This is a genomic window from Inquilinus ginsengisoli (genome assembly GCF_050434925.1).
In the GTDB taxonomy this organism is placed as follows: Bacteria; Pseudomonadota; Alphaproteobacteria; order DSM-16000; family Inquilinaceae; genus Inquilinus; species Inquilinus ginsengisoli_B.
On record NZ_JBNDJK010000001.1, the window covers coordinates 5,448,103 to 5,464,429 of the forward strand.

15 protein-coding genes, 1 tRNA gene and 1 riboswitch are annotated in these 16,327 nt (G+C 68.3%); of the genes, 8 read left to right on the plus strand and 8 right to left on the minus strand.

The window, feature by feature from the left end:
- Nucleotides 1-250 precede the first annotated feature (250 nt).
- Nucleotides 251-324: transfer RNA gene (locus QFZ27_RS25910), tRNA-Gln, on the plus strand.
- Nucleotides 325-334: 10 nt separating this feature from the next.
- Here the strand turns inward: QFZ27_RS25910 and QFZ27_RS25915 are convergent.
- The 6 genes from QFZ27_RS25915 to QFZ27_RS25940 form a co-directional block, all read right to left on the minus strand.
- Complete coding sequence (locus QFZ27_RS25915) at nt 335-1,858, minus strand: ankyrin repeat domain-containing protein (protein ID WP_429229346.1); 1,524 nt, start codon at nt 1,856-1,858, stop codon at nt 335-337.
- Between the two features lie 579 nt (nt 1,859-2,437).
- Entirely contained in the window at nt 2,438-3,556 is a 1,119-nt protein-coding gene (locus QFZ27_RS25920) for an acetoin dehydrogenase dihydrolipoyllysine-residue acetyltransferase subunit (RefSeq protein ID WP_429229347.1), read from the minus strand.
- Nucleotides 3,553-4,584, minus strand: a complete 1,032-nt coding sequence (locus QFZ27_RS25925) for an alpha-ketoacid dehydrogenase subunit beta (protein ID WP_429229348.1) — start codon at nt 4,582-4,584, stop codon at nt 3,553-3,555. The genes QFZ27_RS25920 and QFZ27_RS25925 overlap by 4 nt, the downstream gene beginning before the upstream one ends.
- A gap of 12 nt (nt 4,585-4,596) precedes the next feature.
- A complete protein-coding gene (locus tag QFZ27_RS25930) occupies nt 4,597-5,565 on the minus strand; it encodes a thiamine pyrophosphate-dependent dehydrogenase E1 component subunit alpha (RefSeq protein ID WP_429229349.1) in 969 nt (322 codons plus the stop codon).
- Nucleotides 5,566-5,680: 115 nt separating this feature from the next.
- The gene (locus tag QFZ27_RS25935; protein WP_429229350.1) at nt 5,681-6,319 is read right to left on the minus strand and encodes a YiaD family glycine zipper/OmpA-like lipoprotein; all 639 of its coding nucleotides are present in this window, start codon (nt 6,317-6,319) and stop codon (nt 5,681-5,683) included.
- A gap of 63 nt (nt 6,320-6,382) precedes the next feature.
- Complete coding sequence (locus tag QFZ27_RS25940; protein ID WP_429229351.1) at nt 6,383-7,219, minus strand: lytic transglycosylase domain-containing protein; 837 nt, start codon at nt 7,217-7,219, stop codon at nt 6,383-6,385.
- Between the two features lie 135 nt (nt 7,220-7,354).
- Between QFZ27_RS25940 and QFZ27_RS25945 the strand changes: the two genes are divergently transcribed.
- From QFZ27_RS25945 to QFZ27_RS25965, 5 genes are all read left to right on the plus strand, one after another.
- Nucleotides 7,355-8,083, plus strand: coding sequence for a FadR/GntR family transcriptional regulator (locus QFZ27_RS25945; protein WP_429229352.1), 729 nt, complete (start codon nt 7,355-7,357; stop codon nt 8,081-8,083).
- Nucleotides 8,080-9,258 (plus strand): PLP-dependent transferase, encoded by a 1,179-nt coding sequence (locus QFZ27_RS25950; RefSeq protein WP_429229353.1) that lies wholly within the window; start codon nt 8,080-8,082, stop codon nt 9,256-9,258. Before QFZ27_RS25945 ends, QFZ27_RS25950 begins: the two co-directional genes overlap by 4 nt.
- 74 nt (nt 9,259-9,332) lie before the next feature.
- Nucleotides 9,333-10,601 (plus strand): ABC transporter substrate-binding protein, encoded by a 1,269-nt coding sequence (locus QFZ27_RS25955; RefSeq protein ID WP_429229354.1) that lies wholly within the window; start codon nt 9,333-9,335, stop codon nt 10,599-10,601.
- Nucleotides 10,602-10,668: 67 nt separating this feature from the next.
- Entirely contained in the window at nt 10,669-11,592 is a 924-nt protein-coding gene (locus QFZ27_RS25960; RefSeq protein WP_429229355.1) for a carbohydrate ABC transporter permease, read from the plus strand.
- Nucleotides 11,593-11,596: 4 nt separating this feature from the next.
- A complete protein-coding gene (locus tag QFZ27_RS25965; RefSeq protein WP_429229356.1) occupies nt 11,597-12,448 on the plus strand; it encodes a carbohydrate ABC transporter permease in 852 nt (283 codons plus the stop codon).
- Here the strand turns inward: QFZ27_RS25965 and QFZ27_RS25970 are convergent.
- Nucleotides 12,438-12,914, minus strand: coding sequence for a GNAT family N-acetyltransferase (locus QFZ27_RS25970; RefSeq protein ID WP_429229357.1), 477 nt, complete (start codon nt 12,912-12,914; stop codon nt 12,438-12,440). The two genes, QFZ27_RS25965 and QFZ27_RS25970, sit on opposite strands and share 11 nt — an antisense overlap.
- Nucleotides 12,915-13,109: 195 nt before the next feature.
- Between QFZ27_RS25970 and QFZ27_RS25975 the strand changes: the two genes are divergently transcribed.
- A complete protein-coding gene (locus QFZ27_RS25975; protein ID WP_429229358.1) occupies nt 13,110-14,048 on the plus strand; it encodes an acetamidase/formamidase family protein in 939 nt (312 codons plus the stop codon).
- Between the two features lie 179 nt (nt 14,049-14,227).
- Here the strand turns inward: QFZ27_RS25975 and QFZ27_RS25980 are convergent, their stop codons facing one another.
- Nucleotides 14,228-14,896, minus strand: coding sequence for a peroxiredoxin (locus tag QFZ27_RS25980; protein WP_429229359.1), 669 nt, complete (start codon nt 14,894-14,896; stop codon nt 14,228-14,230).
- Nucleotides 14,897-15,019: 123 nt separating this feature from the next.
- Nucleotides 15,020-15,124, plus strand: a riboswitch (TPP riboswitch).
- 56 nt (nt 15,125-15,180) lie between these two features.
- Between QFZ27_RS25980 and thiB the strand changes: the two genes are divergently transcribed.
- The gene (thiB, locus tag QFZ27_RS25985) at nt 15,181-16,200 is read left to right on the plus strand and encodes a thiamine ABC transporter substrate binding subunit (protein WP_429229360.1); all 1,020 of its coding nucleotides are present in this window, start codon (nt 15,181-15,183) and stop codon (nt 16,198-16,200) included.
- Nucleotides 16,201-16,327 lie beyond the last annotated feature (127 nt).

Consider the following 16,327-nt stretch of genomic DNA (forward strand, 5'->3'; position numbering starts at 1 on the left):
CCGCACATGATGGCGACAGTCTGGATGTCCACGCCCCTGCGGGGCTCGCCATGACGGATTTTTCATGGAGATCGGGAGAGGGAGTCCGAGAACCGGCCGGGCGATCCGTCCGCCGTGAGCACCGGCGACGATCGGCAACGGATCGGACCGGCGGAGGCAGGGTCGCATCCGCTTTCGGCATGGCTGCCGTTCCTGCACGCGGGCCTTTACACGGGCGGATCGCTGGGGTAGACACCCTCCCGCCGGCCTCTGGGGGATCGTCTAGTGGTAGGACAGCGGACTCTGACTCCGCCAGCCTAGGTTCGAATCCTAGTCCCCCAGCCAGCTTCCGGCTTCAGCCGTTTCCAGGCCCCGCTTCGGCGGGGCTTTCGTTTTTGTCCTCCAGCACCGCCGCGACCTCCGGATGGCCGAAATGCTCGGCCCAGCCGAGCGGGGTGCTGGCGTAGGTCCGGTCGCGGATGGTCGGATCCGCCCCGTGTTGCAGCAGCAGCCGGGCGCCGCGGGGGTCGTTGGCCCAGCCGGCCGCCATGTGCAGCGGGGTGACGTTCGCCGTGTCGCCCCAGGCCACGCCCCGGCTGACATCGGCGCCCTGCCCGATCAGCCACTCCACCGCTGCGGCCCGATGCGACGCCAGCGCCCAGTGCAGCGCGGCGCCGTTGTGCGGGGCGCCGTCGATGTCGGCGCCGCGGGCCAGCAGCGTCGCCATCGCCTCGATCCGGCCGCTGCGCGCGGCCCAGGTCAGCGCCTCGTCCAGCACCTCCTGCGGCGCGTCGGTCATGTGCCATTCCGGGAAGCCGCTGTGTGGACGGTAGAAACCGCGGTGATGCCCGGCCTCCGACCGCAATGCCCCGCCGGCATCGAAGAACAGCGCGATCAGGTCCATCCGGCCGAGGCCGGCGGCGATGCGCAGGTTGAGCGGCGCCACCACCTCCGCCGCCAGCCGCTCGGCCACCGTGCCGTGGCCCCAGAACAGCGCCACCGCCAGGGGCGTGCCGCCGTCGCCATAGGCCTCGGCCTCGACCAGGCCGCCGGCCGCGATCAGCCGGTCGAGCAGGGCCAGCAGCGCCTCACGGTCGCCGCGGCCGCCGCCATAGGCGATGTCGTGCAGCGGTCCCCAACCCTTGTCGTTGGCGAGGTTCGGGTCGGCGCCGGCATCGAGCAGGTCGCCGGCCAGCACCAGCCGGTTCATCGAGATCGCCAGCATCAGCAGGCGGTTGCCGTTGGTGCCGCGGGCATTGACCAGGCCGGGATGGGCCGCCAGCACCGCGGCCAGGGCGGCGCGGTCGTCGCCGCGGATCGCCTCGAAGGCGGTGCGGAACGGCTCCTCCGCCCGGCCGGCCTGCATCGCCTCGATCCGTGCCGCGAAGCCATCCCAGTCGTCGAAGCCGTGGCTGCGGGCGACGACCAGCTCGGCATCCTCCTGGCTCAGCGCGGCGGCGCGGATCCCGGCCTCCGAGGCCGCGGCGAAGCGCGGATGGAAGCGCTGCACCAGGCGCAGCGACCCGGCCTCGCCGGTGCGGTGATTGCTGCGGATCCCGGCGGCGCGGTCGCGGTAGTATTGCAGATCGACCTCGAACGGCCGCGCGATCTCCGGCGCCTCCCCGGCCAGACGCGCCTGCAGCTTCGGCCAGCTGGCGAAGCCGTATTCGCGGGCGACCACCCATTGCGCGTCGCTCAGCTTCGCCGCGGTGACCAGCTCGGCATCGGGGCGGTGGGCCAGCCGGGGATGGCTGTAGCGGAACCGGGCGATCGCCTCGGCCGCGCCGGCGCGCAGCGCCTTCAGCAGGTCCTTGGCGCGCTTCTTCTGCTGCTCCGGATCGGGCGATGCGGGCAGGTCCTGGGCATAGGGATGGGGCATGACGCTCCTCCTTTCACACGCCCGGCATCCGCATCAACGGGCAGAAAGAAGGATCGACGCTGGCAGCAGCTCCTCGGCAAGTGGGCGCTGCCCTTCCCGCGGACCGGATGCGTCTTGCACGCGACCCGGAGGCTAGCGGGCCCTCCGGTGGGCCGCAAGGGCCCTCGGCAGCGCCTCGTCCGTCGGCGGCGCCTTTGGACGATCACGCAGAGGGATGATGTTGCTTCTGATCGGATCGGGTGCTGAAGTCGATCGGGCGATCCGCCTGTCATCCCCGCCGAGAAACTCAAGTCCAAAATAAATCCAGTCTTTGCGGCAAAAGCCTCCAGTTCCGAAATATCCCTCCCAAACCCTGAAAATTGTTCCGATTGCCGTGATATTTCGGATGGGCCTCATTTGCATCGCCCTCCTTTCGAAGGCGATCCATTAGTCCATCTCTATGTCATGCAAATTACAATTCTCGCGAAATCTGTCGCACGGGTGAAGAAAGCATAAGAAGGCGCTGGATTCGCCGTTGCGAATCCAGCGCCTTCGTCCAAGATTCCGCGCTCGATACCGCCTCGCCGAACCTCGCTCGACTTAGCCGTTTCCGATGAAGGTCGAGAGCAGCCGGTTGACCTCGGCCGCCGCCTCCATATGGACCATGTGGCCCTTGCCGTCGAAGCGGTGCACCGGCACGGAGGCCGGCAGCCCGTCGGCATGGGCGGCCGGCAGGATGGCGTCGGCCGTACCCCAGATCACCTGCACCGGCACGCGGGCCGCGCCGATCCGGTCACGCAGCGACACCGCCTGGCGGCCGCCGGGGAAGAAGGCCCCGGAGATCGTCTTCAGCGCCGCCTCGACCCCGTCCAGGCGCTTGAACTTCAGCACGTCCTCGACCAGGTCTCGGGTCACCAGCTCGGGATCGGCGAACAGCGCCTCCAGATGCGGCTTCAGGTCCTTGCGCTTCTGCGCGCCGATGAAGCCGTCGATATAGCCGCTGTTGATCTGCGTCCCGAGGCCGGCCGGGGCGATCAGCGTCGCCGAGGCCACCCTGTCCGGCGCGTCGAGCGCCAGGGACAGCGCCACCGCGCCGCCCATGGAATGGCCGACCAGATGCGCCTTGGAGATGCCGGCGGCATCGAGATAGGCCAGCACGGCGCCGGACAGCGCGGCAAGGTCGCCCGCCCCGACCTCCTTGCCCGAGCCGCCATGGCCCGGCAGGTCGATGGCATGGACCAGGCGGCCGGTCAGCGCCGGCTGGGTGAACAGCCAGTTGTTGAGGTCGCCGCCGAAGCCGTGGATCAGGACCACGGGCGTGCCGTCGCCCTCGCCCGTCACCAGCGCCCGGATCGGCCGGCCGCCGGCCTGCACCACCTTGGGCTCGGGCGGCGGGGCGGCGCTTTCGGCCGCGGCCGCCGCCTCGGCCTGGAAGGCGGTGATGAAGCGGTCGAGCTCGCCGTCGTCGACCTCGCCCTCGACCACGACGCCGAGCAGGGCGCCGACCGGCAGGGTCTGGCCCTCCTCGGCCACCCGCCGGCGCAGCGTGCCGGCGACCGTCGATTCCAGCGCGTTGGTGATCTTGCTGGTCTCGATGTCGACGATCTCGGTGCCCGGCTCGATCCGCGCCCCCTCCGCCGCCGTCCAGGCGGCGAGCAGGCCCTCGGTCATCGCCAGGCCCCATTTGGGCATGGTGATCGGGTGGATCGTGCCCGTCATTCCGCGGCCTCCCGCCGGCCCGGCGTGCCCATCACGGTGCGCACCGCCGCAGCCACCTTGTCGGCGTTCGGCACGTAGAGATCCTCCAGTGCGGCCGCGAACGGCACCGGCACATGCGGCGGCGACACCATCTTGATCGGCGCCTTCAGCGCGCCGAAGGCCTGGTCCGCCACCTGGGCGGAGATGTCGGTCGCCATGTTGCAGCGCGGGCTGGCCTCGTCCACCACCACCAGCCGGCCGGTCTCCTCCACGCTCTCCAGGATCGTGTCCAGGTCGAGCGGTGAGGTCGTGCGCGGGTCGATGATGGTGCAGTCGATGCCTTCCTTGGCCAGCACCTCGGCCGCCGCCTTGGCCATCTGCACCATGCGGCCGATGGCGACGATGGTGACGTCCTCGCCCTCGCGCACCAGGTTCGCCTCGCCGAAGGGGATGGTGTAGGGCTCGTCCGGCACCTCCTCCTCCATGTCGTACAGCACCTTGTGCTCGAAGAAGATCACCGGGTCGTCGTCGCGGATCGCCTGGATCAGCAGGCCCTTGGCCTCATAGGGCGAGGACGGGATGACGCATTTCAGCCCGGGAATGTGGGTGAACAGCGGGTACAGGCACTGGCTATGCTGGGCCGCGGCGCGGAAGCCGGCGCCGTACATGGTGCGGATGGTCAGCGGCGTCACCGCCTTCCCGCCGAACATGTAGCGGAACTTGGCGGCCTGGTTGAAGATCTGGTCGAAGCAGACGCCCATGAAGTCGACGAACATCAGCTCGGCGACGGGGCGCAGCCCACTGGCCGCGGCACCGGCCGCGGCGCCGATGAAGGCGCTCTCGGTGATCGGGGTGTCCAGCACGCGGCTCGGGCCGAACTCCTTGTACAGCCCCTTGGTGACGCCCAGCGGCCCACCCCAGGCGTCCTGCTCGCCCGGCGCGCCGGAGCCGCCGGAGATGTCCTCGCCCATCAGGATCACGCGCGGATCGCGCCGCATCTCCTGCGCCAGCGCCTCGTTGACCGCCTGGCGGAAGCTCTTCCTGCTCATGCCCTGCCCCCCTCAATACGAGACGTAGACGTCGGTCAGCAGATCGGCCGGCCCCGGCACCGACGCGGCCTTGGCGTCGACCACGGCACGCTCGATCTGCTGCTTGATCTCGGCATCGATGGCGTCCATCTGCGCGTTATCCAGCAGCCCGGCCTCGGTGACCCGGTTGCGGAACATGTCCAGGCTGTCACGCTGGGCCCGGATGGCGTCGACCTCGCCGGGGGCGCGATAGGTCTGGGCGTCGCCCTCGAAATGGCCGTAGTAGCGGTTCAGCTTGACCTCGATCAGGGTCGGGCCGCCGCCTGACCGGGCGCGCTCGATCGCCTCCCGTGCCGCTTCCCACACCGCGAAGAAGTCGTGACCGTCGACCATGACCCCCGGCATGCCGAAGCCCTTGGCGCGCTCGACGATGTCCGTGCAGCTGACCGAGTACTTGCTCGAGGTCGCCTCGGCATAGCCGTTGTTCTCGAACACGAAGATCGCCGGCAGCTTCCACACCGTCGCCAGGTTCAGCGCCTCGCAGGTGGTGCCCTGGTTCGAGCCGCCGTCGCCGGTGAAGGATATGGCGACGCCGCCGGTGCCCAGCGTCTTGGCCGCCAGCGCGGCGCCGCAGATCAGCGGCGGGCCGCCGCCGACGATGCCGTTGGCGCCCATCATGCCCTTGGACAGGTCGGCGATGTGCATCGACCCGCCCTTGCCGCCGCACAGCCCGTCCTTGCGGCCGTAGATTTCCTTCATCATCGCCGCCGGATCGCAATCCTTGGCGATGCAGTGGCCGTGGCCGCGATGGGTGCTGGCGATCGAATCGCGGTCGGTCAGGTGCAGGCAGACGCCGACGGCGCTGGCCTCCTCACCGGCATAGAGATGGACGAAACCCGGAATGTCGCCGGTGGCGAATTCGAGATGCACCCGATCCTCGAATTCGCGGATCAGGCGCATCTGTCGATAGGCGCGCAAAAGGTCGTCGCGACTCAGCTGCATGGCCGTTCCTCCCGTTGCGGATCTTATGTCCGGCAATGAGCGTAACGCGCCGTGCTTCGGGTTGGGAACCCGTCGCGTATCGTCTCCGCCTTTGGTCGAAGAAATCCTCTCCGGACTACTGGCCGTTCGGCCGGATCGTCAGCGCCACCCGCCGGTTCTCCTGCCGCCCCGACGCGGTGGCGTTGCTGGCCACCGGCTGGGCTTCGCCGACGCCGCCGATGTTGATCCGCGGCGCATAGACCCCGCGCGAGTTGATATAGTCGGCGACCGAGCGCGCCCGCGCCTCCGACAGCCGCTGGTTGTAGTCGGCCGGGCCGGTGTTGTCGGTGTGGCCGACCACGTCGATATAGGTGTTGGTGTACTGGTTCAGCGTCGCCGCGACGCTGTCGAGCGGGCCGTAGAACGCCGGCTTGATGGTCGCGGAATCGGTGGCGAAGGTGACGTCGCCCGGGATGTCCACGATCAGGTTGTCGCCGCGGCGGGTGACATCGATGCCGGTGCCGGCCAGGTTGCGCCGCAGATCGGCCTGCTGCCGGTCCATGTAGTTGCCGATGGCGCCGCCGGCGAGCGCGCCGACGCCGGCCCCGATCAGGGCGCCCGTGCCGCGGTTGCCGCCGCTGACCAGGGCACCGATACCGGCCCCGGCCAGGCCGCCGGCGGCGGCCCCGCCGATGGTGTTCGGCGCGCTGTCGAACTGGCACGACGCGAGCGACACGGCCAAGCCGGCCACGATCAGGCAGCGATGGATGCGCATGGGTTCCTCCCTGGAAGGCATCTGATTGAGAATCGGTGCGAAGCGGCGTTCGTCAAGCGCCGATCAGTTCCGCAGCACGATGCAGGCGCCGCCGGCCCGGCGCAGGCGGGTGCAGAACTGGTTGCCCTCGGCCCGGCTCTGCGCCGGCACGCTGACCCGGTAGAAGCGCCGCGTGCCCATGCTCAGCATGCGGGTGCCGACGATCATCGGCTGGATCTCCGCCATCAGCTGCGGAAAGCGGCGGCGGACGCGGTTGTACGAGGCCAGCGCCCGGCCCTTGGAGAAGTTGCCGGCGATCTGCACATGCCAGGGCGCGGTCGGCGAGACCAGCTCGTCCCGGTCCGCCTCGGTCCGCAGCGACGCCAGGATCTCCAGGCAGGGCTTCGTGCTGCCGTCGAAGACGGGGACGCTGCCATCCGCCTTCGGCACCCAGTCGTCGGCCGGGCGCTTGGTGACGAACAGCACGTAGTCCTCGGTCTCCAACGGCAGGAAGCCGCGGCCGCCGACCCAGCTCTCGACCCGGTTCGGCCCGGCATTGTAGCCGGCGGCGGCGAGGCCGAGATTGCCGAACTGGTCGCGCAACTCGGCCAGGAAGGCGGCGGAGGCCGGCAGTGCCGTCTCCGGGTCGAACGGATCCGCCAGGTCGCGCATCCTGGCGGTGCCGGGCATGAACTGGGCGACGCCCTGCGCCCCCTTCGGGCTGACTGCGCGCGGCCGGAACCGGCTCTCCTTCCAGATCAGCCGGGTGAAGAACTCCAGCGGCAGGTTCTCGGCGGCGGCCGATTGCTCGATCAGCCGGCACACCGCCTGCTCGACCGTTTCGTCCTGCGCCGCAGCGGCGCCGCCACAGGACAGCAGGGTCCAGACCACCCCGATCCAGCCCCATGACCGCACGCGCATCTCGGACCACCTCGCAACGATGTTGCGATTTGTAACCGCAGGCGGCGCGGCGACAAACCGATATTGACGGCATTCAATGCATTCGCTCAAAGTGGTCGGGATGTCAGACCAATTTTGACGGCTAGCCACCCCTCGATGTCCACCCGCCTCCGCTCCTCCCTGTCGCCGATCCGCACGCCGACGCGTGACGAGGCGGTGTTGGCGGCGATCGCGGAGCATGTCGAGCGCACCGGCATCAAGCCCGGCGAAAGGCTGCCGCCGGAGCGCGATCTGGCGGAGCAGCTGCAGGTCAGCCGCTCCACCGTGCGCGAGGCGCTGAAGCGCTGGGAGGGGTTGGGCATCGTCGAGATGCGCAAGGGCAGCGGCACCTATCTAAAGGTGCCGGTGTCGACCGCCAGCATCCATCGGCCGCTGACCATCGACCGCACCTCGGACGTCGCCACGCTCTTGCACACGCTGGAGGTGCGCCGGGCGCTGGAGGGCGAGGCCGCGGCGATCTGCGCCCGCCGGGCGACGGAAGAGCAGGTCGCCGAGATCGGCCGCCGCCTCGACATCATGGAAGCGCACCACACGAAGTACGGCGACGCGCCGGAGCAGGACTGGGAGTTCCACCAGTCGATCTTCCGCGCCACCGAGAACCCGATCTTCGGACAGATCCTGGCGACCATGCGGGACGCCTTCCACCGCTTCTGGGAGAACCCGCTGGACATGCCGGATTTCGCCGGGCGCACCTTCCCCTATCACCGCGTGATGTACGACGCGATCGTCCGGCGCGACCCGGACGGCGCCCGCAACGCCGCGCTGACCATCATCGACATGGTCGATGAGGACATCCGAGACGCCGACCGCAGACGGACCCGATGACCGACGATTTCCCCGCCCCCGACGCCTATGCGGCCGCCACCACCCTGGCGCATGACGACGCCTTCCCGTCCGGCGCGGTGGTGCCGCCGATCTACCAGACCTCGCTGTTCACCTTCGCCAGCTATGCGGAGATGGAGGCGGCGTTCTCCGGCCAGGCGAAACGCCCGGTCTATTCCCGCGTCGACAACCCGACGGTGCAGGAGTTCGAGCGCAAGGTGGCGGCGCTGGAAGGGGCCGAGGCGGCCCGCGGCACCGCCAGCGGCATGGCGGCGATCAGCGCCGCCGTGCTCAGCATCGCCGGGGCGGGCGACCGCATCCTGTGCACCCGCCATGTCTATGGCGACGCCTACCGCCTGTTCGAGAAGCTGCTGCCGCGGCTCGGCATCACCGTGGACTATGTCGATGCGGGCGACCCGGCGGCGGTCGAGGCGGCGCTGCCCGGGGCCAAGCTGCTGTATCTCGAGAACCCGACCTCGATGATGTTCGAGCTGCAGGAGATCGGTCGGCTGGCGGCCCTGGCCAAGGCGCAGGGTGTGGCCACGATCATCGACAATTCCTGGGCCACGCCGCTGTTCCAGCAGCCGATCAAGCACGGCGTCGACCTGGTGGTGCATTCGGCCTCGAAATACCTGTCGGGCCACAGCGACACGGTGGCCGGGGTGATCGCCGGGTCGGCCGAGCGCATCGCCCGGGTCAACGACCTGACCCACCCCTATCTCGGCGGCAAGCTGTCGCCCTTCGAGGCCTGGCTGCTGATCCGCGGCATGCGCACCCTGCCGCTGCGGATGCGCCAGCACCAGGAGAGCGGCCTGACCATCGCCCGCCGCCTGGCCGACCATCCGCTGGTCACCCGGGTGCTGCACCCGGCCTTCTCCAACCACCCCGGCGGTGCCACGCTGACCGGCCACAGCGGCCTGTTCTCCTTCGAGGTCGAGGAGCAGGTCGACGTGCCGCGGCTGGTCGACGCGCTGAAGCTGTTCAAGCTCGGCGTCAGCTGGGGCGGGCATGAGAGCCTGGTGATCCCGGCCCGCGCCTCGCTGCGCCAGGCCCAGGGCCCGAACTCGATGGCCGATTTCGGGGTCACCCAGCGCATCGTCCGGCTCGCCGTGGGGCTCGAGGACACCGAGGATCTGTGGGCCGATCTCGAGCGTGCGCTCGCCGGCTCCGTGAACTGACGGGAGGGTTATCGCCATGCCCTTCCGCACCATCCGTTGACCTGACTTTCGACATCGTTAACAGGGAGGCAAAAATGAAACGACTGTTGCTCCTGGCCGGTCTGGCCACCATCGCCTTCACCGGCCCGGCGCTGGCCGACACCAACCTCAAGCTGGTCGAGGTCATCACCAGCCCGCAGCGCACCGAATTCCTGAAGGGCCAGATCGCCAAATTCGAGGCCGCCAACCCGGGCGTGAAGGTCGAGATCGTCTCGCTGCCCTGGGGCGAGGCGTTCGAGAAGTTCCTGACCATGGTCCAGGCCGGCGAGACCCCGGACATCGCCGAGATGCCGGAGCGCTGGATGTCGCTCTATGCGAACAACGGCCAGCTCGAGGACCTGTCCGCCTATATCGGCAAATGGGACGAGGCCGCGACCCTGAGCGACCGCACGGTGCAGTTCTCGAAGACCGTGAACGACACCCCCTACATGGTGCCCTACGGCTTCTATCTGCGCGGCCTGTACTGGAACAAGAAGCTGTTCCAGGAGGCGGGAGTCAAGGAGCCGCCGAAGACGCTCGACGAGTTCATGGAGGTGTCGAAAAAGATCGCGGCCTTGGGCGGCGGCAAGACCGGCTACTGCCTGCGCGGCGGCAAGGGCGGCACCGGCGGCACCGCCTTCTTCATGCTGACCATGGACGGCAAGGGCACGTTCTTCAACGAGGACGGCACCTCGACCCTCGGCAATGAGGGCGCGGCCAAGGGCATGCAGTTCCTGGTCGACCTGTACAAGGCCGGCGGCGCGCCGAAGGACAGCCTGAACTGGGGCTTCAACGAGACCGTCACCGGCTTCTATTCCGGCACCTGCGCGATGCTGGACAACGACCCGGACGCCATGATCGGCATCCTGGACCACATGAAGCCGGAGGATTTCGCGGTGGCGCCGATGCCGCTCGGGCCCGGCGGCCACGCCTATCCCTCGATCGGCTATGCCGGCTGGTCGATGTTCGCCAACAGCGAGCACAAGGAGGAGAGCTGGAAGCTGATGTCCTTCCTGCTCGACGCCGACCAGAACATCGAATGGGCCAAGTTCGTCGGCGTGCTGCCGATCCACAAGGGCGCCGAGAAGAACGAGCATTTCGCCGGCGAGCGCTATGCCGGCTGGTTCCAGGAGTTGAACGACCCACGGTGGCAGCCGCTGCCCTGGCCGGCCCATCTCGAGGAGTTCGGCTACTTCTTCGACGTGATGTCGGTGCAGAGCTTCCAGGAGGCCCTGCTGGGCCAGAAGCCGGCCGCCGACGTCGCCAAGGAGTGGTCGGACTACCTCACCGCCGCGCAGCAGAAGTTCCTGGCCGGCAAGAAGTGACGACAAGCGGGCCGTCATCCCGTGCCGCGCCGTGCGGGATGACGGGCCGATGCACAAGACGAGTCCCATGACCGTGACCCATGCGATCCCGGGCACCCGCCCGGGATCTTTCCGCCGCGCGCTGGGCAATGCGCTGGAGCCCTGGCTCTACCTCAGCCCGGCGATCATTCTCCTGACGCTCAGCATGCTGGTGCCGCTGATCGTCGGGCTGTCCTATGCCTTTCAGAATTTCGGGCCGTTCGGAAAATCCACCTGGGTCGGGCTGAAGAACTTCGAGACGCTGCTCGGAGACCCGAACTTCTGGCGGGCGCTGAAGAACACCGTGTGGTGGACGGTCGGCAGCCTGGTGTTCCAGTTCTTCGGCGGGCTCGGCCTGGCCCTGCTGCTGAACCGGCCGTTCCGCGGCAAGCGACTGGTCCAGGCGCTGGTGTTCCTGCCCTGGGCGGTGCCGACCTTCCTGTCCGGCCTGGTCTTCGCCTGGCTGTTCAACCCCGTGGTCGGGCCCCTGCCCTACTGGATGGCCGATCTCGGCCTGCTGCCGGAGCCGCTGAACATCCTGTCCGACCCGGACCTGGCAATGTGGGGGCCGATCCTGGCCAATGTCTGGTTCGGCATCCCGTTCTTCGCCATCACCCTGCTGGCGGCCCTGCAGGCGATCCCGGGCGACTACTACGAGGCGGCGGCGATCGACGGCGCCTCGCCCTGGCAGCGCTTCACGAAGATCACCATCCCGTTCCTGGCACCGACCATCGCCATCACCGTGCTGCTGCGCACGATCTGGATCGCCACCTTCGCCGACCTGATCTGGGTGATGACCAATGGCGGCCCGGCCAACGCCACCAGCATCCTGTCGACCTACATCTTCGCCCAGGCCTTCTCGCGGCTGAACTTCGGCTATGCCTCGGCCGTGGCGACGGTGCTGCTGCTTCTCCTCCTGCTCTATGCCGCCATCCTGATCCGGATGCGCAAGAGCCTGCTCGCGGGGCAATGAGATCATGACCGTCGTCGGACGCTCGCCCCTCGGCCGCCTCGCCGGCGGCACCGGCTTCTATCTCGGCATCGGCGCCTACCTGCTGTTCGCGCTGTTCCCGCTGTACTGGCTGATCAAGATCTCGGTCACCCCGACCCCGCTCCTGTTCTCCGAAGGCATCACCTTCTGGCCGTCGGAATGGACGCTGGCGAATTTCAGCTCGGTGCTGACCGCCAGCAACTTCCCGCGCTATTTCCTGAACAGCGTCATCGTCTCGATCGCCACGGCGGCGGTGGTCACGCTCTGCGCCTCGGCCTCCGGCTACGCCTTCTCGCGCTTCCGCTTCAAGGCCAAGCCGGCGGTGATGTTCGTGCTGCTGCTGACCCAGACCTTCCCGCTGGTCATGATCATCCCGCCGGTCTACCGGCTGATGGCGCCGCTGGGCCTGACCAACAACCTGATGGGCCTGATCGTCATCTACAGCGCCTTCAACGTCGCCTTCGCCACCTTCCTGATGCAGTCCTTTTTCGACGCCATCCCGAAGGACCTGGAGGAGGCGGCGATGATCGACGGCTGCAGCCGCTTCCAGGCGCTGCGCCGGGTGATTCTGCCGCTGACCCTGCCGGGCATGGGCGCGACGCTGGGCTTCGTCTTCACCGCGGCCTGGAGCGAGCTCCTGTTCGCGCTGATGCTGATCAACTCCGACAGCCAGAAGACCTTCGCCGTCGGCCTGCTGACCTTCGTCGCCAAATTCGGCGTCGACTGGGGGCAGATGACCGCGGCCTCGGTGCTGGCGCTGATCCCGGTCTGCATCTTCTTCGCCGTGATCCAGCGCTACCTGGTGCAGGGGCTGACCGCCGGCGCCGTCAAAGGATAGGGTGGACGCCGCCGGCAGGCGGCCTTTCGAGGACCACGAGCCGGTTGACCGGCCGGCCCTTGATGACCGAAATCACGCCTGCCATCCGGCCCATCCGATAGTTGAATCGGACCGGGGCCGGCGCGGTCGCCGGGTCGATCGGCTGAAATCCCCATCGCGCACTCGGCCCGACACGGGGTATTCCGGTGATCGCGAAGACGCTTCCGATCTCGTCGGCCAGCAGCGCATCGATGAGCCGGATGGCAACACGTCGTCCGCGCCAGGCCGGAAGGACGACGACCGAGCCAAGCTCTCGCGATCCGTCCCGGTGCCGCCTGATCTGCGCCGCGCCTATGGCACCGGCTTCGGTGGTGGCCAGCATGAAGTTTGAAAAGCGGAGATCGCACGGGTTGAGCCTTTCGCTCCGCACCAGCGCCAGGATCGATGGCTGGTCGTCTGCATTGGCCCTGCGGATCAGATATGTCATGGGAGTCTGCGTTGCTGGAGGATCGGCAGAAAGCCCGGCTGCCGAAGCCCGCTATAGCCGAGCCCTCGCTGCCGGACCTGTGCCCTGCGGAACTTGAATGCGGCGACGAAACGACCGAGCCTGATCTCGCATCGTTTCTGGAATCCGCCGGCGTCCGGTCGATGCCCAGGGGAAATCGAAGGAGTACCGCCCGTCATGCCGAAGCACCACCTGCCCGCCTCGCCCGCGACTTGCGCCTGGGGCTATTTCGACGCCGCGCGCGAGCCGGTGCTGACGGTCGACAGCGGCGACACCGTCGTGATCGACACCGTGACTGGCGGGCCGGAGGTTCTGCCGAAGGGCGATTTCCACATCCTGCCCGAGATCCACGAGATCCATCAGCGCTGCGACCGGTCGACGCCCGGCCACATCCTGACCGGCCCGGTCGCGGTCCGCGGCGCCAAGCCCGGCCAGGTGCTGGAGGTGCGGATCCTCGGCGTCTCGCTGCGCCAGGACTGGGGCTACAACGTCATCCGGCCGCTGGCCGGCACCCTGCCCTACGACTTCGAGGAGTCGCGGCTGCTCAACATCCCGCTCGACGCCGCCGCCGGCACCGCCCGGCTGCCCTGGGGGCTGGACCTGCCGCTCAGGCCCTTCTTCGGCGTCATGGGCGTGGCGCCGCCGAAGGGCTGGGGCCGGATCAGCTCGATCCAGCCGCGCGCCCATGCCGGCAACATCGACAACAAGGAGCTGGTGGCCGGCACCACGCTCTACCTGCCGGTGTTCAACGACGGTGCCCTGTTCTCCTGCGGCGACGGCCATGGCGCCCAGGGCGACGGCGAGGTCTGCATCACCGCGATCGAGACGGCGCTGCAGGGCAGCTTCCAGCTGATCGTCCGCGACGACCTCAGCTTCGCCTATCCCCGCGCCGAGACCCCGACCCACCACATCACCATGGGGATGGACCCCGACCTCGACCGCTGCGCCGAGATGGCGCTGCGCGACATGATCGTGCTGCTGGGCGAGACCGCCGGCCTGTCGCGCTACGACGCCTACACCCTGTGCAGCCTGGCCGGCGACCTGCGCATCACCCAGACCGTGAACGGCTGCAAGGGCGTGCACATGATGATGGCGAAAGAGCTGCTGGGCCGCTGACTCTTAATCAGCTGCTCTGGCTGGCGTTTCGGCTCGCTGACCTTGGGAGCGCGAATCCCAAAATTGTCATGCCCGGGCTTGACCCGGGCATCCAGAGACTGTCGAGGCCGTCTGGATTGCCGGGTCAAGCCCGGCAATGACAATGGTGGGATTGCTCTGGTTTGGACCGCTTCCGGCCGTCAGTCCCTGGGCTGGGCGACGGTGCGGAGATAGGGCTTCAGGGTCTTGAAGCCGGCCGGGAATTTCTGCCTGGCCTCGTCGTCCGAGACCGAGGTGACGATGATGACGTCCTCGCCGTTCTTCCAGTCGGCCGGGGTCGCCACCTTGTGCTTGGAGGTCAGCTGCAGCGAATCGATCACCCGCAGCACCTCGTCGAAGTTGCGGCCGGTGGTCATCGGGTAGGAGATCACCAGCTTGATCTTCTTGTCCGGCCCGACGACGTAGACGTTGCGAACCGTCTGGTTGTTGACCGCGGTGCGGCCCTCCGAGGTGGTGCCGGCATCGGCCGGCAGCATGCCGTAGAGCTTGGAGACGACCAGCTCGGAATCGGCGATCACCGGGAAGTTCGGGGCAGCGCCTTGCGTTTCCTTGATGTCCTGGGCCCAGCTCGCATGCCGGTCGACCGGGTCGGCGGACAGGCCGATCACCTTGACGTCGCGCTTGTCGAATTCCGGCTTCAGCTTGGCCACGGCGCCGAGCTCGGTGGTGCACACCGGGGTGAAGTCCTTCGGGTGCGAGAACAGCACGCCCCAGGACGAGCCGAGCCAGTCGTGGAAGCGGATCCGCCCCTCGGTGGTCTCGACTTCGAAATCGGGCGCGTCCTCACCAATCGCGAGCGGTCCGGCCATTTTTACCTCCAGTTATCGTTAATTTTGTAATTTTACCGTGCCGTGAGGCCCGTGTCACCAGGAGCCTTGTCGCAAGGCACCTGTCACCTCGTTGACACGGGAAAGGCGCGCCCCGATGATGCACGCGTCTTGCCGGGGTGCCCGAACGGGGGCTGAGAGGCGCGCCAGCGTCAACCCGACGAACCTGATCCGGGTCATGCCGGCGGAGGGAGCGCGAGACGACGCCTCAGGCATCGGCACCGCCCCCTTTCCGCCTCCGCTTCGACCCTCGCGGAGGAAATGTGATGCGCCTGCTTGCCGCCGTCGTGCTGACGGCCCTGACCTCCGCCCTCGCCGGGACGGCCGCGGCCGCCGGGCCGGCTTCGGCCGAAACCCCGGTGCTGAAGGTCTACACCTATGAATCCTTCACCGCCGACTGGGGGCCGGGGCCGCAGGTAAAGAAGGCCTTCGAGGCCGAATGCGGCTGCACGGTCGAGTTCACCTCGGTCGAGGACGGCGTCGCCCTGCTGTCGCGGCTGAAGCTGGAGGGCAAGTCGAGCCAGGCGGACATCGTGCTTGGCCTCGACACCAACCTGACCGCCGAGGCGACGGCGACCGGGCTGTTCGCGCCACATGGGCAGAAGCTCGACGGGCTGTCGCTGCCGGTCACCTGGACCGACCCGGTCTTCGTGCCCTTCGACTGGAGCTACTTCGCCTTCGTCTACGACAAGACCAAAGTGCCGAACCCGCCCAAGAGCCTGCACGACCTGGTCGAGAACAGCGACCTGGAGCTGACCATCCAGGACCCGCGCACCAGCACGCCTGGCCTCGGCCTGCTGCTCTGGGTCAAGCAGGTCTATGGCGACAAGGCGCCGGAGGCCTGGGCCAAGCTGAAGCCGCGCATCCTCACCGTCACCCCGGGCTGGAGCGAGAGCTACGGCCTGTTCCGCAAGGGCGAGGTGCCGATGACCTTCAGCTACATCACCTCGCCGCCCTATCACGTGATCGCGGAGAACGACAATAACGTCGGCGCCGCGGTGTTCAGCGAGGGCAACTATCTGCAGGTCGAGGTCGCGGCCAAGCTGGCGTCGTCGCAGCATCCCGAACTGGCCGACAAGTTCCTCGCCTTCATGCTGACCCCAGCCTTCCAGGACCTGCTGCCGACGACGCAGTGGATGTATCCGGCGGTGACGCCGAAGGGCGGGCTGCCCGACGCCTACAAGGCGCTGCCGGCCCCGGCCAAGGCCCTGCTGTACCCGCCGGAGGAGGTCGCCGCCAACCGCGCCGCCTGGATCGCCGAATGGCTGCAGGCGACCAGCAGGTAGAATAGGACCGGGCCTTTGGGCCGAGCCACTCCCTCACCCTCCCGCCGCCAACGCGGCGGGCTCCTCCCTCTCCCCGAGGAGAGGGGAAATGCAGCGCCGTCTCACCTCTCCCCAGGGAGAGGTCGAA